The 19587-nt window shown below is 37.3% G+C and carries 19 protein-coding genes and 1 pseudogene; 17 read left to right on the top strand and 3 right to left on the bottom strand.

Going from position 1 to position 19587, the window contains the following annotated elements; genetic code table 11:
* From V7183_RS18705 to V7183_RS18675, 7 genes are all read left to right on the top strand, one after another.
* On the top strand, window positions 1-348 hold a 348-nt coding region (locus V7183_RS18705), incomplete at its 5' end, for a hypothetical protein (RefSeq protein WP_335360434.1).
* Window positions 349-716: 368 nt separating this feature from the next.
* Entirely contained in the window at window positions 717-1382 is a 666-nt protein-coding gene (locus V7183_RS18700; RefSeq protein ID WP_335360433.1) for a hypothetical protein, read from the top strand.
* 2768 nt (window positions 1383-4150) lie between these two features.
* Window positions 4151-4684, top strand: coding sequence for a terminase small subunit (locus tag V7183_RS18695; RefSeq protein ID WP_335360432.1), 534 nt, complete (start codon window positions 4151-4153; stop codon window positions 4682-4684).
* A gap of 43 nt (window positions 4685-4727) precedes the next feature.
* Window positions 4728-5066 carry a hypothetical protein gene (locus tag V7183_RS18690; protein WP_335360431.1) on the top strand — a complete coding sequence of 113 codons (339 nt, stop codon included), beginning with the start codon at window positions 4728-4730 and terminating at the stop codon, window positions 5064-5066.
* Window positions 5067-5251: 185 nt separating this feature from the next.
* Window positions 5252-5905, top strand: a complete 654-nt coding sequence (locus V7183_RS18685; protein WP_335360430.1) for a hypothetical protein — start codon at window positions 5252-5254, stop codon at window positions 5903-5905.
* Window positions 5906-6387: 482 nt separating this feature from the next.
* Window positions 6388-6684, top strand: a complete 297-nt coding sequence (locus V7183_RS18680; protein ID WP_335360429.1) for a hypothetical protein — start codon at window positions 6388-6390, stop codon at window positions 6682-6684.
* A gap of 93 nt (window positions 6685-6777) precedes the next feature.
* On the top strand, window positions 6778-6918 hold the full coding sequence (locus V7183_RS18675) for a hypothetical protein (RefSeq protein ID WP_335360428.1): 141 nt from the start codon (window positions 6778-6780) through the stop codon (window positions 6916-6918).
* Window positions 6919-6971: 53 nt separating this feature from the next.
* Here the strand turns inward: V7183_RS18675 and V7183_RS18670 are convergent, their stop codons facing one another.
* The gene (locus V7183_RS18670) at window positions 6972-7160 is read right to left on the bottom strand and encodes a hypothetical protein (RefSeq protein ID WP_335360427.1); all 189 of its coding nucleotides are present in this window, start codon (window positions 7158-7160) and stop codon (window positions 6972-6974) included.
* A gap of 249 nt (window positions 7161-7409) precedes the next feature.
* Between V7183_RS18670 and V7183_RS18665 the strand changes: the two are divergent.
* Window positions 7410-7502: pseudogene (locus V7183_RS18665) on the top strand (sporulation transcription factor Spo0A); the annotation flags it as partial.
* A gap of 347 nt (window positions 7503-7849) precedes the next feature.
* Here V7183_RS18665 and V7183_RS18660 read toward each other — a convergent pair.
* Complete coding sequence (locus V7183_RS18660) at window positions 7850-7996, bottom strand: YycC family protein (protein ID WP_335360426.1); 147 nt, start codon at window positions 7994-7996, stop codon at window positions 7850-7852.
* Between the two features lie 50 nt (window positions 7997-8046).
* Between V7183_RS18660 and V7183_RS18655 the strand changes: the two genes are divergently transcribed.
* Entirely contained in the window at window positions 8047-8775 is a 729-nt protein-coding gene (locus tag V7183_RS18655) for a glycerophosphodiester phosphodiesterase (protein WP_097896820.1), read from the top strand.
* A 35-nt stretch (window positions 8776-8810) separates the two neighbouring features.
* Here V7183_RS18655 and V7183_RS18650 read toward each other — a convergent pair whose 3' ends face one another.
* Window positions 8811-9044 (bottom strand): DUF2627 domain-containing protein, encoded by a 234-nt coding sequence (locus V7183_RS18650; protein ID WP_097896819.1) that lies wholly within the window; start codon window positions 9042-9044, stop codon window positions 8811-8813.
* A gap of 138 nt (window positions 9045-9182) precedes the next feature.
* On the opposite strand from V7183_RS18650, the gene V7183_RS18645 reads away from it, so the two are divergent.
* The 8 genes from V7183_RS18645 (at window position 9183) to V7183_RS18610 (ending at window position 19468) form a co-directional block, all read left to right on the top strand.
* Complete coding sequence (locus tag V7183_RS18645) at window positions 9183-11255, top strand: sigma-54-dependent Fis family transcriptional regulator (protein ID WP_335360425.1); 2073 nt, start codon at window positions 9183-9185, stop codon at window positions 11253-11255.
* 196 nt (window positions 11256-11451) lie between these two features.
* The gene (yqiS, locus tag V7183_RS18640) at window positions 11452-12351 is read left to right on the top strand and encodes a phosphate butyryltransferase (protein WP_097896817.1); all 900 of its coding nucleotides are present in this window, start codon (window positions 11452-11454) and stop codon (window positions 12349-12351) included.
* 34 nt (window positions 12352-12385) lie between these two features.
* Window positions 12386-13486 (top strand): leucine dehydrogenase, encoded by a 1101-nt coding sequence (locus V7183_RS18635; RefSeq protein WP_335360424.1) that lies wholly within the window; start codon window positions 12386-12388, stop codon window positions 13484-13486.
* An 88-nt stretch (window positions 13487-13574) separates the two neighbouring features.
* Window positions 13575-14678, top strand: coding sequence for a butyrate kinase (gene buk, locus V7183_RS18630; protein ID WP_097896815.1), 1104 nt, complete (start codon window positions 13575-13577; stop codon window positions 14676-14678).
* Between the two features lie 4 nt (window positions 14679-14682).
* Window positions 14683-16104, top strand: coding sequence for a dihydrolipoyl dehydrogenase (lpdA, locus tag V7183_RS18625; protein WP_335360423.1), 1422 nt, complete (start codon window positions 14683-14685; stop codon window positions 16102-16104).
* Between the two features lie 27 nt (window positions 16105-16131).
* The gene (bfmBAA, locus tag V7183_RS18620; RefSeq protein ID WP_097896813.1) at window positions 16132-17133 is read left to right on the top strand and encodes a 3-methyl-2-oxobutanoate dehydrogenase subunit alpha; all 1002 of its coding nucleotides are present in this window, start codon (window positions 16132-16134) and stop codon (window positions 17131-17133) included.
* Window positions 17134-17146: 13 nt separating this feature from the next.
* Window positions 17147-18130, top strand: a complete 984-nt coding sequence (gene bfmBAB, locus V7183_RS18615) for a 3-methyl-2-oxobutanoate dehydrogenase subunit beta (protein ID WP_097896812.1) — start codon at window positions 17147-17149, stop codon at window positions 18128-18130.
* Window positions 18131-18145: 15 nt separating this feature from the next.
* Complete coding sequence (locus V7183_RS18610; RefSeq protein ID WP_335360422.1) at window positions 18146-19468, top strand: dihydrolipoamide acetyltransferase family protein; 1323 nt, start codon at window positions 18146-18148, stop codon at window positions 19466-19468.
* The last annotated feature ends 119 nt before the right edge of the window (window positions 19469-19587 follow it).

Raw genomic sequence — 19587 nt, 5'->3', positions numbered from 1 at the left:
TTAAAAAAAGAAAGATTTTATACATATATCTTGTGTCTTGTTTTGAAACGTAATACAATATATATTGAATACACCAAGAATTTACATAATATGAATTGGTATCAAAAAGTAACTCTAGCACACTATTGTAGATTTTGTGGTTTTTCATCTCTCTTTCCATTTTTCGGGAGAGGAGGTGATATTATGTTCGGAATGTTAGGTACAGTATTTTTGGTTGGGTTCGCAAAAGGCTTAATCAGTGTTGTTGGGGTCAAAACGGGAACTTTAGTTGGAAATTACCTATATAAAAAAGCGAAAATCATCCTATTCCCTGAGAAAGATAAGGATGATTCCCGCAATGAAAAATAACATATTGATGATTTAACCACACCATCTATTCACCACAAATAGTGATGGGTTATTGAAGACAGGAGCCTGAGAAACTTCTGTCTTTTTAGTTTATGCATATTGTTAACTCCATTATACAAAAACCTTCCGTTTTTTTGTTTACAAAATATCTGAATTTTGATAAAATAGGGAAGTCGCAATTTTTTTGGGGTTAACTATCTGTTTACATTATAGCATAATTTATTAGAAAAAATACAAGAAAGTTGCTTTCAGGGTAACTAGCAATTAAAGAAATTAAAAAGACAAACGGCTGAGTAGAAATTACTAGCCGTTTTTTGATTCGCAACTATTTTAAAGTTCGTAAAAGATAAGGTGTGGGAGAGATAAACATGAAAATTAAGAGTAATAAGATAAGCGTTTTATATGGAGTTAGTGGAGGAATTATAGGGAGTGCTTTATTTGCAGTGACTACGCTTGGAGGGCAGGCTGTTACAAATGCCGCTACCCTTATAGCTGGATTAGGAGGGGGAGTGATTTCTGGTCTCCTTACTTTGCGAGGGGTTAGGCACACAATTGAGCTTCAAAAAGAAAAAGAGTTAGAAGATTCTAAGCCGCAAAAAGTTCGTTCTATACATATAATGATAAAGTTAACTGAAGAGTATAAACTCCGAATTAATATGTTGGAAGGAACTGTTAAAACGATTTCGGAATACGGGAATACAGAAAGGCTTAATGAGTTAGTGGAGTATTTAGATCGGGATGGAATGAATGATTTTGATCAATTTAGTGATAAGATGATTAAAGAGTCTTTAAGTGTCAATCGTGAAATATATTTCCCTGTTAAAGAAAACTTGGGAAATATAAGAACCAACGATGCTTTGCTAACTAGTTATATTCATACTGGGACATTTCACCCAACAGATGATTTGCAAGAGAATATTACGGGATGTATCGGAGAAATATTAGTGGCAGTTAACAATGTAGGGAATGCTTTAGAACAAGAATTGACTAAATACGAGGAGTCTCTATTTTTACAGGAATCAGAAGTTAGTTGAATGGAACGATTACTGGAGAGTAGGATAATTCCCTGAATACGGAAGTAATCAAAGTATATATGGAATTTTGGAGGTTTCTGAGCCATTTACTTATAAAAGTCAAACTCAGTGGTTGTTATACTTCGAAGTATCTCAAATCGATTGGGTCTGACTTTTAGTATACTTTTCCTAAATGTAAATACTCATGATCATCTTTAAATGATATACATAATCTTCTGTGATCTCTACATCCGTTGAAGCTGTAAGCTTTGTAGTTGCTTCTGGTGTGATGAGTGGCACATTGGATTATGCTTAGTAGAGTATCGACCTCTGAATAGTATACTCTCCCTTTATTAAGGAATATCCAGCTAATGTCAGGGAATAGTCTCGGGAAATATCTATATAGCTACTATTTTTATGCAAATCCCATGCGGAATAATGCTGGATATCTTTAAAGCTTAGAAGTAAAAGCCACACTCAGATACTATATATAGTATCTGCATAGAAACAGCGTCTTTTATGCATCCGTAAACTATACGGAAACTTGCTTAAAAAGTATTGACTAGCAAGAGAAACCTTATCAAATCAACACCTTCACTTTAATGACTTCCGATAGCCTTTATTATGTATACTGTATGTGCAATGAATCACAAACATTAAGTTCCCTTGATAGAAAAGGAACACCTCAGAAGATTGATCTGATTGGTAGGAGCTTAATGGCACAAAGTTTATATAGGAGAGAATGCTACTCTCTAAGTAGATGGGGTTAATAGCTTATATATATGCTCAGGTGAGTAGGCTAGTAGGGCAATCTATACCAGATGGAAAGGCTACTCTAAATAGCTAAGCTAGAGGGCTAGAATATAAGTGTATGAGCTGGTGACTATCACTCAATGCTATATACTATGTGAGAGATAGTGTGTATCATATGGTGTGATAGTTGTTTTGGTGATGCTGTAGAGAAAGCGATCCGAACATGAGTATATAATTATAAGAATGCTATTGATGATACACAACACCACACAGTGCCCTTATTGCTATGGAAGAACATGCGCCAAGAGAGTGTAAGCTCAACGTCCACACCCTTCTGTGTGTCCCTATACCAATGAATCTTTCTTTGATGATTGGTAGAAAGTTTTTTCGTCGCTCATCGAAAAGAGAAATATAATCGAATAGAAGAATAAAAGGAGACGATTCAATGTGTCCTTCTTGTCGAAGTGAAAAAGAATCCCGACGGAGGGCTCGTGGGGATGGGGGGTACTCTAAAATTTTACCACCAAGGCTCCTAGTGACCAGCTTATATGTAGTTCTCAAAAGTGAAGTTCGGGAAGCTCTAGAGATTTTCACTTATATGTTTCAGGGCTTCAAAGTAGTATTCCGTGACCGTTATATAAACGTTATTTAGTTTAGGGCTAGGAAGTTTGATAGTTTTGAAGTTGGCAATTTCCTATGAAGTGTCAAACTCTATATAAATGTGACTAATTTGTGAACAATAAGGTTGTTTTCTTGACATTTCTGTCTATTTTCTGTATAATGCATTTAAGAATAACTTTAGAGGATTTTGCTTCGCTGATTCAAATAGCGAGGACAATTAACTTAAAGTATGAGCGTTAAAGCTAAAGATAACTAGTTAGTACGAACGATAGTGAGTACAAGAACTTAAAACATTGTGATTACATAAATGCAATCACTAATATATAAGTAAATACATAAATGAATGTATCCGTAAGTATATACATATCTATAAAGAAGTACGAACGGATAAGAAAAAGAATACGTAAAGATAAAAAGAATCTTAAGAAGAAAAGATAAAAACATAAGAATGCGTCAGCCATGCCTCACACTTAAACGATTTAGCTGCTAGATAGACTAAATTAACTTTGACGGATGATGACATGATAGTTATGCTCAAATGAAGACCTACAAGGATGGTCTATTTTTTATGTCTATTAACTTGACAAATTACTAAAATATGAGGTATTTAAATACCACAAAAACGTTTAAAAGTAAATAGTTTCTTGTGATTTTGATTGACAAATAGTGTAGTTTCATGTTAAAATATCAGTAGAGATTGAGAAAGGGAACCGCCTACCCACGTGCTCAATTTCAATGTTACGCGAAAACTGTTTCGCCCTTTTCTTTCGTAATATCCTTCTCATATCAATAAAACTCCTGTATTAAATTCTTTTAGAAAATCCATCTCTTCGGGTCATCTCTGTGACCTATCTACTTTAGATCCAAAATCCATTCTATTGTAAGGCAAGCCCCTCTTAAGCGCGGAAAACTTAGGAGGGTCACTTGCTTACATCACACACCTGAGTAGTTAGAATGTTTCTGAGTGTTTCAGTTCCCTGAATGTACACGACAAACGCTATCAGTGAAGTAATTGAGCGCTTCAGATAGCTTTATATTTATCTAAAATGTACATTCAAACCACAAAAGCCTCTCCTACAAAAGATATAAATCCCCAGAAAGGAAAGATCACTATATGCATTATCCCATCAAATCAAACAGAAAATTTAAAAAGGAATTAATCTTTATCCTTACCACTACTTATCTAGCAGATTCTAATATCAAGGAAGTCTGTGAGCAAGCTGGTCTACATACTACGCAGTTCCGACGAGTCACAGAAGGGCAATGCACCTATGAAAAATCAGCGGAAATCATTGATAAGATCCTCACGAAAGTCTACAGGAATCCCTCAAGAGAAACAATCGAGAAAGTTTATAAACGTTATCATGAATTGTTGAATGAGGTTTTATTGTCTCAAGAAAACAGAGGTGATTTTAATGAGTAAACCAGGAAACACTGAATTGACTCCACCTTTAGTTGATTCAGCAGAAATCCCTCGAGAGTTATTAGATTCCCTAAATACACGACAGATTCAGTTCTGTTACGAGCTAGTGAAACATGGAGTTAATAAGTCTGGGAAAGCAGCTGAAGCTGTTGGCTACTCAAAGCAGTACGGCTATAAACTATTGAACAATCCAAATGTCCGAGCATTATTCGCAGCCATTTGTAATCAGAATTCATTTGTTGATGTAGCAAGCTATTCAGAAGTCCTCCAAAGATTGACCTCAATTGCTCGTGGCGAAGAGAGAGAAGAATTCTATGATATGAAAAGATCAAAGATAGTTCCATTGACAGCCCCAATCAAGGAAAGACGAGCAGCCCTTGAAACACTTGCTAAATTCCACGGCATTTTACATGATGGAAACTCAAGATTGGATGTAACTTTAAAAGAAACACAAATAGTCGTTGATATCGAAGGCTTTGATGAAGGCGGAGACCTTATAACTATAGACCATGAAGAGGTTAAATAAATCTTATTGAATACAAATTTGTGAAAGGATACGGATACATAGAATGAAGTTTGAAAAATTCTCCCCAAATAACCCCCTTAAGATTAAATGTGATTTACTCCTCAAGCAAACTCAGAAAAGTAACTATCCGGAGATACCAGACGCATATTCCCCTCGACAAATCTCTTTCAATGATACTATTCAATGCCATGAAGATATCAAAGTAATACATCACTTGGTAGCAAGAATCCGCAGTATTATAGCTAAAGCTGTCCCTAAAACATCGGGAGAGGAAAGATTCCTTAAGGCGTTAGAGAGTGTTGCAGATGATTTAGAAGTAAATACTTTGTCTGCTCAAACTCATTGTGAACGCTCTTTAGATACTTTACAGGATTGTATGTAGATATCCAAGGTGTAAAAATATAAACCTTCAGAAATATATTTCAAAGGTTTTCTTCAGATTCCGTGGAGATTGTCTGACGGGAGTGTATATAGACTTGTAAGGCAAACGAGGTGGACTGTTACTTGCTAGTTAAACTAGAGTGCTCAGCTTACCAAACAAATAAAAATGAAAAGGAATGATTATTTATGACAAATATCGGTATGGAATCATTATTACGTTCACCACTAGGGCGTAAATTAATCAACGATGCCGAGAAATACATGAACGATTTGAAAGAAACAAAGGCTGAAAAGGTAACAAAGTTGCAAGGGCTTGAAAAACTATACGGAGAACTCGCAGTCGGAGTACCTGAGCATAAGAATCGAGAGTTTTATCGTAAAGTGGATGGTGTTCCATGTATTATTTCCACCAATGCAGGGGGACGTGTCCATCGTATCACACCTTTGGCAAATTACATCGAAGACGTTGGGCAACCTAAATCATTCCTTGCTCATGAAATTAAATCCTCTGACGAAATAACCTACAAGAGAATGCGTGCGAACGATCTACCGAGTGTCAGCCGTTCGGATGAGTATTACCAAACTGAAATTTTTGGTGAAGGTCAGCCAATGGAAATCTTTGATGCATACATTACACGCCCAAGTAACGATCCTGAAAGTCCACGGTTTGATGCTGATTGGTGGAAGTACTATGAAGGGGCAGAAAGTTATGATGCTGGAATTACACAGCATATTAAGCAGCTTAACGGGATATACTCTGATGAAAATATTATAAACGTCGCCTCTAGGATTCAAGAACTCAAAGAAGAAATTCAAGAGATTGATACACAGATTTATTAAACCTAAAAGCATAATAATCAAGATGTACCCTGTAAGATTGCCTTACAGGGTTTTCTTTTGTTTGAATGGAAAGGGAAAATTTTTAATGGAATGTCAAATTAGTACTTGAAAAGTCTCGAGACTTTATGATAATCTTTAATTACAGGGGGTGGCACAGTATGAGTGACGCAATCACCCGAAAGAAACAGAGTCGTAGAGAGTATATAGCTAGCCTGTTTCAAGTCTCTGAATCGGATGCTGATCAGCTAGCACGTTTGCATTCATGTCTGAAGGGGATAGAGTCTCCTAGACGTAGAGAACTGATAGCGGAAGTATTAGAACTTGTAGAGAACGGGAAGCCACTAACTCCTCGAAAACCTCGAGAGAAACTTGTGGATGAAACAAAAAAGAAGCCCAGTGAGTAAAGGGCTTCAAAATTTTATCTAAAAAGTCTCGAGACTTTTATAGGGAAGCAATATAAAAACTTATTGGAGGAATTTAACATGAAATTAGCAGGAATTGATACTTTTAATGGAATTAACAAGCAGGGCGGACTTTATATGTCTTTACTTAACTTGGTAGATAACTTGGGGGACAAAATTAAGGACTTTGAAGCTGCATACAACGAATTAACTATTGAGTCTGAAGATGAAATTCAAATGGAGATTATTACCAGTAGGTTATCTGATTTCTACAGCGATTTGGAGAAATGTAAGACTCGATTGGTGGGGATTGCAAAAAGTTTTACTCTGGAAGAAATTCGGTACTTCCATGCAAATTATAAGAGTTACAAAGGTTGATGTCATTTTGGAGTTTATTAGGAGATTTATAAAAATAAAAAAGAGAGTCGCTCCCGCCAAGAAATCGACTCTAGAAAAAGGAGACTTTCAAAAATGAAAATCACACTGTATTCTATTTCAATCGTAACATTACTGATAGGCTTCATGCAAGACGATATTCTTATGGCTGTTGCTTTAGGAGTAATTGCTTTGGTGTTAGCTAGCATTACGGATCATCTTGAAGTGGTGAAGTGACATTAGGATGCTTTACAAACGTTAAGATAAGTTCAAGGAGTGAAGGATTCTTTTCACTCCTTTTTATCCTTTGGATTCTCAGCCTTTGAAGGTTTAGTGTAATTATTTGAATCTATTTTACCGTTTAACATGTCTCTCCTCAAAATCTTCACAAGCCCTTCCGCCAGCTTATCAGTATTCAACTTCCCAATAGTTTCAACCTTTAAATTTGATGTGTTATCATCTTTATTTCCGTAGCTCATCCCTCTTCCTCCTTTTTGCTTATATTGGTAATTATAACATTTAAAGAAGAGAGAGAATTTGAGAAAGTCTTAAGAGAGTGCTTTGTGTGAAGTTTTGAATATATATATATTGACTCATAATTAATAGGAAGTTAAACTGTTTTTAACGGGTAGAGAAAGCTAACCTATAAAGTATAAAGCTGTAAGCCGATAAACTACCGAAAGAACGTAAAAGATAAATTGCTTGAAAACGTTAATATGTCAAAGCTCTATACGGTATCCATGTCAAAAGCAAAACCTACGAATTCCGAATTCATTGCAATGGTTGCGGATAAGTTAAGGCTTGAACATAAGGCTTCGTAAATGTTGATATAGCAGAGTGTTAAGCGTATTTCATACCAAAATGCAATAGTCAACGAATTACGTATGCAGGCAATAAAGTACATACGTAATTGAATTGATAGCTAATTTTAAAACCTTTTATTTATTGGATTGAAGAGTTTAATCTGATAGGTAGGAGGTTTTTATTGTGTTTTTCTGGAAATAAGAGGGGAAAGAGAGGTATCTTTTTAGAAAATAGAAAAAGGAGTATGGAGAGAATATCTTACTGGCTTTAACATTGCCAATTTAAGTGAAATTGTTCAGTGATAAAATGAATTAAAAAGGGAATAAATTGAGGATAATAAAAAGCCCTGCAAAACAGGACTATATTATTCTTCATCTTTATTTTTTTTTTCTAATTCAACTAATTTTTGAATTAAAATATGTTGTGGCATATGCATAAGCTGTTCAAGTGGAACACCTAGAGCTTTTGATAGGCGAATTGCAGTGTCCGGAGAAATTTGTAATGGTCTCATAGAAGTACCTCCTTTTTCGTATAGTATAGCATAAGAATGGGGGAGTGAGGATGACTCTTATATTTGCACACCGCGGTGCGGCGGGGACGTATCCGGAAAATACAATGATTTCATTCGAAGCTGCGGAATCTTTTCAAGCAGACGGGATTGAATTAGATGTTCAATTAACGAAGGATGGAAAAATTGTTGTGATTCATGATGAAACGGTTAACCGGACAACAAATGGAAAAGGTGAGGTCCGGAATTATTTGTATGAAGATTTGCGGAAGTTAGATGCGAGTTATAAGTTTGGTGAAAAAGTAGGCTTTTGCCATATTCCTTTATTAGAAGAAGTGTTGGAGTGGTTACAGTCCAATCAATTATTGCTCAATATTGAATTAAAAAATAATAAAATTCCATATCGAGGTTTAGAAGAAGAAGTGATTACTCTTGTGCGGAAGTTTAATTTGGAAGAACGAGTGATTTTCTCTTCGTTTAATCATTATAGTATGAAAAAGTGCCATATGATGGCGCCAGATATTCAGACAGCCATTTTATATCGAGAAGGGTTACATAGCCCGTGGGCATATGCGCAAAAAATGGGGGCTACTGGGGTTCATCCGAACTATCGCTATCTTCAAGATGCAATTGCAGAACTAACAATGGAGTGCGGAGTGGATGTCCGGCCGTATACAATTAATGATGAAACAGTTATACGTAAGTATTTTGATATGAATATATCAGCTATTATTACTGATTACCCGGAAACAGCTAGAGCGTTATTACAAGTAAAAAAATGAGACCTTTCATAAGAGAGGCCTCATTTTTTTGTTTTTTATCTTTTGAATCGGGCTTGTACTTTATTTCGTTTCCGATCACGATGTAAAACGAAGCCCCCAAAGATATAAAAACCGATTGCAAAGCAGAATGCACCAATCAAAAATTGTAGCCATAATACAGGGATTGGAGAGAAAAGAATGCCGAATACAGTATCTCTCATTAATTTGATACCTAGCACGGCTAATGAAATAGGAATAAGTGCTAGTAGAAGGGCAAGGTAACGCTGCATAGATAACGCTCCTTTTCAGATAATTTTGTATATATTAAATGATGTGATATGGAAAGGTGATTTGTCAAGAAGTTGCTGAACGAGTAAGATAAAGGTGTGAAAAAATTTGCAGAGATACTTCGAGAGGAAGTGCAATGTATGAAACAAAAGGTATTAATTATTGGGGCGGGCGAAGGTGGAAGTGCGCTTCTTAGTTTGTTGCAAAGTTCAAATATATTTAAAATTATAGGGATAATTGATATAAACCCAAAGGCAGAGGGATTGCAGCTTGCAAAAGAACAAAATATTGTAACTGGAGATGATATAACGCCGTTTCTTGAAGCAAATCTTGATGTGATGTTTGATATGACGGGTGATTATCATTTACATAAAGTTCTCTTAGCGAAAAAACATGAAAATACACTTCTTATACCAGGGGATATTGCGAAAATTGTTACGAAATTGGCGTATGAGAAAGAAGATTTAATTGAAAAGCTGAAAGAACAAACGCAGCAAGGAGATTTAATCTTAAATTCTACACATGACGGTATGATTGTTGTTGATAAAGATGGAACTATAAAGTTGTTTAATAAAAGTGCAGCGCGAATGACGGGCTATAAAACAGGAGAAGCAATAGGGAAATATATTTTAGAAGTTATTCCAACGAGTAAGTTACTTCGGATTGTGCGAACGAAGCAAGTGGAAATAAATCAGGAACTTACATTGGATAATGGAAAGAAGATTATTACAACGCGGATTCCTATCTTAAAAGAAGATGGAGAGGTTCAAGGGGCGTTTGCAATCTTTAAAGATATTACGGAAGTTGTAGATTTAGCAGAAGAAGTTACGGATCTAAAAGAAATTCAAACTTTACTGGAAGCGATTATTCATTCGTCTGAGGAAGCGATTTCTGTTGTAGATGAGAAGGGAAGAGGTCTTGTTATAAACCCTGCTTACACGAAATTAACTGGTCTTTCAGAGGATGACATTATTGGGAAACCTGCGACGACTGATATCGTAGAGGGTGAAAGCATGCATATGAAAGTACTTCGGACGCGTAGGGCAGTGCGAGGAATTCATATGAAAATTGGTCAGAAAAAACGTGATGTTATTGTAAATGTCGCGCCGGTTATTGTGGATGGCATATTGAAGGGAAGTGTTGGTGTTATTCGTGATGTGTCAGAAATTCGGAAGTTAACGCATGAATTAAATCGGGCGCGACAAATTATTCGGACGCTAGAAGCGAAATATTCTTTTGATGATATTGTAGGAACATCTGATGAAACGATGGCGGCAATAGAACAAGCGAAGCTCGGAGCGAATACACCAGCGACAGTATTGCTTCGCGGAGAGTCAGGGACTGGTAAAGAGTTATTTGCGCACGCTATTCATAATGGGAGCAATCGAAAATACAATAAGTTTGTTCGGGTAAACTGTGCTGCTATCTCTGAAAATTTATTAGAAAGTGAATTATTCGGTTATGAAGAAGGTGCGTTTTCTGGCGCGAGAAGAGGCGGTAAACGCGGATTCTTTGAGGAAGCGAACAATGGGAGCATTTTTTTAGATGAGATTGGTGAGTTATCTGCCAGTACGCAAGCGAAGTTACTACGTGTACTACAAGAGAAAGAAATTGTAAAAGTAGGGGGAACGAAAGCAATTCCTATTAACGTCCGAGTTATTGCAGCGACACATGTAAATTTAGAAAAAGCGATTTTGAAAGGGGAATTTCGAGAAGACTTATATTATCGCCTAAATAAAATTCCGATTCAAATTCCATCTCTTCGTCAACGGAAAGAGGATATTGCTGTTATATCAGAACGATTGATTCAAAAAATTAACCAAGATTACGGTCGTAATGTAGAAGGATTAACGAAATCTGCGATTGAGTACTTGCAATCGTATGATTGGCCGGGAAATGTTAGGGAACTTGAGAATATTTTGGGGCGGGCTATTATTTTTATGAATTATAACGAAGTGTATATTGATGTACATCATTTACCTCCTTTACATAAAGAAGATCAGATGGATTTAAAAGTAAGCAGTTTACTACCAGAATTAGAAGAAAAATCTCTGGATCATTTGGTCACAGAATTTGAAGGGAATATCATTCATGAATATTTAGAGAAATTTGAAGGGAATAAAACAAAAACAGCAAAAGCTTTAGGGATTTCGGTTCGAAATTTATATTACAAGTTAGAGAAGTTTGATTGTGCAAAAAATAGCATGCAATAAATTGCGTACCATGCAATTTATTGCATGGTATACAAAAGGTGACAATTTAAGACAGAATATTCCACAGCTTTATAAAGTACTGATTTTATTGTGTTTTGTATGCGTTTTCATAATTGGTATGACCACTTTGAAAAGTTGGCACGGTATTTGCTTATTAGAATAGACGAGGGACGACGGAAAGGGTTGATTACAAAATATGAAGTTAAAACAACTAATTGATCGAGTAGCAGGACAGCCGAATAAAACTGTGGCTGTAGCAGTAGCTGAAGATCATGAAGTAATTGAAGCAGTAGCGAAAGCAATTCAATTACAGTTAGCTCAATTTCGTCTATATGGAAATCAAGAAAAAATTATGGGTATGCTACAAGAGCATGACTTACAAGCTTCAGAACATATCCAAGTGATTGCGGCAACATCAAGTAGCGAAGCTGCGGAACTTTCTGTTAAAGCTGTAAGAAATGGTGAAGCGGATGTACTTATGAAAGGGAACATCCCAACAGCAAGTATTTTAAAAGCAGTGTTAAATAAAGAGTGGGGGCTTCGTAAGGGCGGTGTACTTTCACATGTTGCAGCGTTTGAAGTTCCAAATTATGATCGCTTTATTTTTGTCACAGATGCAGCGATGAATATTGCACCTGATGTAGGACAAAAAGCTGCCATTATACAAAATACTGTGGAAGTTGCCCGGGCAATAGGAATTGAATTGCCAAAAGTAGCTCCGATTGCAGCGGTAGAAGTTATTAATCCAGCAATGCAAGCAACAATTGATGCAGCGATGTTAACACAAATGAATCGCCGCGGACAAATTAAAGATTGTATTGTTGATGGGCCGCTTGCTTTAGATAATGCTGTATCACAAATTGCAGCAGAGCATAAAGGCATAGTAAGTGATGTAGCAGGTAAGGCAGACATTTTACTCGTCCCAACGATTGAAGCTGGAAACGTGCTATATAAATCACTCGTCTATTTTGCAAATGCAAATGTAGGAGCGATGATTGCAGGCGCGAAGGCACCGATTGTGTTAACATCTCGTGCTGATTCAGCAGAAACAAAAGTATATTCATTAGCTTTAGCAGTTGCGACTGCTTCTAAATAAACCAAAAGGGTAAAACAATTAGGGGGAAATGACAATGACATTAGAAATCTTCGAATACTTAGAAAAATATGATTATGAGCAAGTAGTATTTTGTCAAGATAAAGAATCTGGATTAAAAGCAATCATTGCAATTCATGATACAACGCTTGGACCAGCCCTTGGCGGAACAAGAATGTGGACATATGATTCTGAAGAAGCGGCGATTGAAGATGCATTGCGTCTTGCAAAAGGGATGACATATAAAAATGCAGCAGCTGGTTTAAACCTAGGTGGTGCAAAAACAGTTATTATCGGCGATCCACGTAAAGATAAAAGCGAGGCAATGTTCCGAGCACTAGGACGCTATATTCAAGGTTTAAACGGTCGCTATATTACTGCAGAAGATGTTGGTACAACAGTTGATGATATGGATATTATCCATGAGGAAACTGACTTTGTAACAGGTATTTCACCTTCATTCGGTTCTTCTGGTAACCCATCTCCAGTAACTGCATATGGTGTTTACCGTGGTATGAAAGCAGCAGCAAAAGAAGCATTTGGTACAGATAGCTTAGAAGGTAAAGTAATTGCTGTTCAAGGTGTTGGTAACGTAGCGTATCACTTATGTAAACATTTACACGCTGAAGGTGCACAATTAATTGTTACAGACATTAATAAAGAAGCGGTACAACGTGCAGTAGAAGAATTCGGTGCAACAGCAGTTGAGCCAAATGAAATTTACGGTGTAGAGTGTGATATTTATGCACCATGTGCATTAGGTGCAACAATCAATGATGAAACAATTCCACAATTTAAAGCAAAAGTAATCGCAGGTTCTGCAAATAACCAATTAAAAGAAGATCGTCACGGTGATACAATCCATGAAATGGGTATTGTATACGCACCAGACTATGTAATTAATGCAGGCGGCGTAATTAACGTAGCGGATGAATTATATGGATACAATAGAGAACGTGCACTAAAACGCGTAGAGTCTATTTATGACACAATTGCAAAAGTAATTGAAATTTCAAAACGTGATGGTGTACCAACTTATGTGGCAGCAGATCGTCTAGCTGAAGAACGTATTGCAAGCTTAAAAAATACTCGCAGCACGTACTTACGCAACGGTCATGACATTATTAGCCGTCGCTAATCCTTTCATATACAACTTCTACAAAAGCTGTGGTTACCTCTTATGAGGTTTCCACTGCCTTTTGAATTTATAGGTGGAGGTAGCAACATTGTCCTTAAATCGAATTCTTGTTATTAATCCGGGTAGTACATCCACAAAAATAGGTGTTTTTGATAACGAGAGGCCTGTTTTAGAAGAAACTATTCGTCATGATGAAGAAAAAATTGGGAAATACAAACGAATTATTGATCAATATGAATTTCGAAAAGAAACAATTTTGGAAGTTCTACATTCTCATGGCATCAATATTTCAAAATTAAATGCTGTTTGCGGACGCGGAGGATTACTTCGTCCGATTGAAGGCGGCACGTATACAGTGAACGAAGCAATGTTAGAAGATTTAAAAAATGGATTTAGTGGCCATCACGCTTCAAACCTTGGAGGTATTTTGGCGTATGAAATTGCTTCTGGATTAAATATTCCAGCATTCATTGTCGATCCAGTTGTTGTGGATGAAATGGAGCCAATCGCTCGCATTAGCGGAATTTCGGGTATGGAGCGAAAAAGTATCTTTCATGCGTTAAACCAAAAAGCGGTGGCGCGTAAAGTTGCAGTAGAACTAGGCCACAAATATGAAGATTTAAATCTATTAATTGCCCATATGGGCGGCGGAATTACAGTTGGTGCTCATAAAAATGGAAAAGTCATTGATGTAAATAATGGTTTAAATGGAGAAGGTCCATTTAGTCCAGAGCGTGCTGGAACAGTACCAGTTGGTCAATTAATAGAAATGTGTTTCTCTGGTGATTATTACCGCGATGAAATGATGAAAAAGATTGTTGGACAAGGTGGATTAGTGAGTCTCATTGGTACAAACGACGCAATTAAGGTCGAAAACATGGTTGAGAAAGGCGATCCTGAGGCGACTCTTATTTATAAAGCAATGGCATATCAAGTCGCTAAAGAAATCGGTGGAGCTAGTACTGTTCTTCATGGGAAAATAGATGCTATCATTTTAACGGGAGGACTTGCGTATAGTAAGATTCTTGTTGATGAAATAAAAGAGCGTGTGCATTGGATTGCAGATGTCATTGTGCATCCTGGAGAAGATGAATTACAAGCATTAGCAGAAGGAGCACTTCGTATATTGCGAGAAGAAGAAGCTCCAAAAGAGTATGTTGTACGAGAAAAAGAAACGGTAGCTAGGGGTTGAGAGAATGGCAAAAGAATATGATTTAGTCATCGTTGGCGGCGGTACAGGTGGATATGTTGCTGCTATTCGTGCATCACAATTAGGGTTAAAAACAGCGCTTGTTGAAAAAGATAATCTTGGCGGCACTTGTTTACACAAAGGTTGTATTCCTAGTAAAGCTCTTTTGCGTAGTGCAGAAGTATATGCAACTGCAAAAAAGGGAGAAGAGTTTGGCGTTGTAGCAAGTAATGTGGAATTAAATTTCGCAAAAGTGCAAGAGCGTAAAGAAAAAATTGTAACTCAGCTTCATAAAGGCGTTCAACATTTAATGAAGCAAGGTAAAATTGATGTGTTTGAAGGTATCGGCCGAATTCTTGGACCATCTATCTTCTCTCCAATGCCAGGTACAATTTCAGTTGAGCTTGCAAGTGGAGAAGAGAATGAAATGCTTATTCCAAAAAATGTTCTGATTGCGACAGGTTCTCGTCCTAATTCATTACCAGGATTAGAATTAGATGGGGAATATGTTATGTCTTCGGATCATGCTTTAAAAATGGAAGTGCTTCCTAATTCTATTATTATTGTCGGCGGCGGTGTAATAGGAATTGAATGGGCATCGATGCTTGCTGACTTCGGTGTAGAAGTTACTGTATTAGAATACGCAAAACATGTTTTACCACTGGAAGATCAAGATGTTTCAAAAGAGATGCAACGTCTCTTGAAGAAAAAAGGTATTAAAGTGGTGACAGGTGCGAAAGTATTACCAAAAACATTGGTAAAAGATAATGGGGTAACGATTCAAGCAGAGCATAATGGTGAAAATAAAGAGTTTAAAGCAGAAAAAATGCTTGTATCTGTCGGAAGACAAGCAAATACGCAAAATATCGGTTTAGAGAATACAGATATTATTGTGGAAAAAGGATACATTCAAACAAATGAGTTTTATCAAACGAAAGAATCACATATTTACGCAATTGGTGATGTAATTGGCGGCTTACAACTTGCACACGTTGCTTCTCATGAAGGTATTGTTGCAGTGGAGCATATTGCTGGAAAAGAAGTTATGCCAATTGATTACTCTATGGTATCGAAATGTGTATATAGTAGTCCAGAAGTAGCTTCTGTTGGTTTAACCGAACAAGAAGCAAAAGAAAAAGGCTATAAGTTAAAAGTAGGTAAGTTCTCATTCCGTGCAATCGGAAAAGCACTTGTATATGGAGAATCAGATGGTTTTGTGAAACTTGTAGTTGATGAAGAAACAAATGATATTCTTGGTGTCCATATGATTGGCCCACATGTAACAGATATGATTTCTGAGGCAGGTCTTGCAAGAGTGCTGGATGCAACACCTTGGGAAGTGGCACATACAATTCATCCACATCCATCATTATCAGAAGCGATTGGTGAAGCTGCATTAGCGGTAGATGGGAGAGCGTTACACGCATAAAAATGTGGATTTAGGAGGTTATGAAAAATGGCAGAAGTAAAAGAAAAACGCCATGAAGAACTTGGCTTAAGTGATGAGCAAGTATTAGAAATGTATCGTACGATGTTGCTTGCACGTAAAATTGACGAACGTATGTGGTTATTAAACCGCGCAGGGAAAATTCCATTTGTAATTTCTTGTCAAGGACAAGAAGCTGCCCAAGTTGGAGCAGCATTTGCACTTGATCGTGAGAAAGATTACGTGTTGCCATACTATCGTGATATGGGTGTAGTATTAGCGTTCGGTATGACGGCAGAAGAGCTTATGCTTTCTGGATTTGCAAAAGCGGGAGATCCAAACTCAGGTGGCCGTCAAATGCCTGGTCACTTCGGTCAGAAGAAAAATCGTATTGTGACAGGTTCATCACCAGTTACAACGCAAGTACCACATGCGGTTGGTATTGCGTTAGCTGGAAAGATGGAAAAGAAAGATTTAGTAACGTTTGTAACATTCGGTGAAGGTTCTTCTAACCAAGGTGACTTCCACGAAGGTGCGAACTTTGCTGGCGTACACAAATTGCCTGTTATTTTCATGTGTGAGAATAACAAATATGCAATTTCTATTCCTGTTGAAAAGCAATTAGCATGTAAGAATGTATCAGATCGTGCAATTGGTTACGGTATGCCAGGATACACAGTAGACGGAAATGATCCACTTGCAGTATATAAAGCTGTAAAAGAAGCAGCTGATCGTGGTCGCCGAGGAGAAGGTCCAACTTTAATTGAAACAGTATCATATCGTTTAACAGCACACTCTAGTGATGACGATGATCGTGTATATCGTGATAAAGAAGAAGTAGAAGAAGCGAAGAAAAAAGATTCAATCTTTACATTTGCCGCTTATTTAAAAGAAATTGGCGTGTTAACAGAGGAATCTGAAAAACAAATGTTAGACGAAATTATGCATATCGTAAATGAAGCAACAGAATATGCAGAAAATGCTCCGTATGCAGCACCTGAAGATGCATTGAAGCACGTATACGCAGAATAGGGGGGAACGTTTCATGGCTGTAATGTCTTATATTGACGCGATTACATTAGCAATGCGCGAGGAAATGGAACGCGATGAGAAAGTATTTGTATTAGGAGAAGACGTTGGTAAAAAAGGTGGCGTATTTAAAGCGACGACTGGATTATATGATCAATTTGGTGAAGACCGTGCGCTTGATACACCACTTGCAGAATCTGCAATTGCAGGGGTAGCAATCGGAGCAGCGATGTATGGCATGCGTCCAATTGCTGAAATGCAATTTGCTGATTTTATTATGCCAGCAGTGAACCAAATTGTTTCTGAAGCAGCGAAAATTCGTTACCGTTCTAATAACGACTGGACTTGTCCAATCACTGTGCGTGCACCATTTGGTGGTGGTGTTCACGGTGCTTTATATCATTCACAATCAGTAGAAGCATTATTTGCAAATCAACCTGGTTTAAAAATTGTTATTCCTTCAACACCGTATGATGCAAAAGGATTATTAAAAGCAGCAATTCGTGATGAAGATCCAGTGCTATTCTTTGAACATAAACGTGCATATCGTCTTATTAAAGGTGAAGTGCCGGAAGATGACTACGTATTACCAATTGGAAAAGCAGATGTAAAACGTGAAGGTGATGATATTACTGTTATCACATACGGATTATGTGTTCACTTTGCTCTTCAAGCAGCTGAAAAGTTAGCACAAGATGGCATTTCTGCACACATTCTTGACTTACGTACTGTGTATCCATTAGATAAAGAAGCAATTATTGAAGCAGCTTCAAAAACAGGTAAGGTTCTTCTTGTAACAGAAGATAATAAAGAAGGAAGCATCATGAGTGAAGTAGCAGCTATTATCGCTGAAAATTGCTTATTCGATTTAGATGCACCAATTGCACGTCTTGCAGGCCCAGACGTTCCAGCAATGCCATATGCACCAACAATGGAAAAATTCTTTATGGTAAATCCAGATAAAGTGGAAAAAGCAATGCGTGAACTTGCGGAATTTTAATCGGGGGGACTATACATGGCTGTAGAAAATATTACAATGCCTCAGCTCGGGGAGAGCGTTACAGAGGGTACAATTAGTAAATGGCTCGTAAATGTTGGCGATCACGTAAATAAATATGATCCGCTTGCAGAAGTAATGACGGATAAAGTGAATGCAGAAGTACCATCTTCTTTCACTGGAATTGTAAAGGAATTAGTCGCTGCTGAAGGCGATACACTTGCTGTAGGTGAAATCGTTTGTGTGATTCAAGTAGAAGGCGCAGATGAAGTAGCTGCGACCGCTGTAGAAGAGAAAACAAAAGAGGAACCAACAACAGCAGTGGCTTCATCTGAAAAAGCACCAAAAGTGAAGCAACCGACTGATGGAAAACCACGTTTTTCACCAGCTGTATTAAAACTTGCAGGCGAGCATAATATTGATTTGAATTTAGTGGAAGGTACGGGAGCAAATGGCCGTATTACACGTAAAGATATTTTAAAATTAGTGGAATCTGGAAATATTCCACAAGCAGGTGCGAAGAAAGAGGAAGCAGTTGTATCTATGCAGGCACCTCAGGAAGCGTCGAAACCAGCTGTACCAGCAACGGCAGCACCAAAAACAGAAGCGGTAAAACCAGTTTCTGTACCGACAGTACCTGGCGATATCGAAATTCCGGTAACAGGTGTGCGTAAAGCAATTGCTGCAAATATGTTACGTAGTAAGCATGAAGCACCTCATGCTTGGATGATGATTGAAGTAGATGTGACGAATCTTGTGTCATATCGTAACTCAATCAAAGGTGAATTCAAAAAACGTGAAGGTTTCAACTTAACATTCTTTGCATTCTTCGTAAAAGCAGTTGCACAAGCTTTAAAAGAATACCCGCAAATTAACTCAATGTGGGCTGGTGATAAAATCGTTCAGAAGAAAGATATCAACCTTTCTATCGCGGTTGCAACGGAAGATGAATTATTTGTACCAGTTATTAAACAAGCAGATGAAAAAACAATTAAAGGAATCGCTCGTGAAATTACAGAGCTTGCAGGAAAAGTCCGTACAAAATCATTAAAAGCGGACGAAATGCAAGGTGGTACCTTCACAATTAATAACACAGGATCATTTGGTTCTGTTCAATCTATGGGCATTATTAACCACCCACAAGCTGCTATTTTACAAGTAGAGTCTATTGTAAAACGTCCAGTGATTATGGATAACGGTATGTTTGGTGCGCGTGATATGGTTAACCTATGTCTATCACTTGACCACCGCGTACTTGATGGCTTGATTTGCGGTAAGTTCTTAGGCCGCGTAAAAGAAATTCTTGAAAATGTATCAGCGGATAATACATCTGTATATTAATAAAAAGCTCGCCTCTGCGAGCTTTTTATATTCTTTAAAAGATTCATGTCTTCTATTCTCTAGCCCACATAAAAACAAACATTTTCCCAGTAATCTGACAATGACATACAATGTATTAT

Origin of the sequence: Bacillus sp. JJ1127 (assembly GCF_036965845.1) — a bacterium.
GTDB lineage: Bacteria > Bacillota > Bacilli > Bacillales > Bacillaceae_G > Bacillus_A.
Note: the sequence above shows the minus strand (reverse complement) of the source record. Positions and strands in the feature narration are given on the sequence as shown.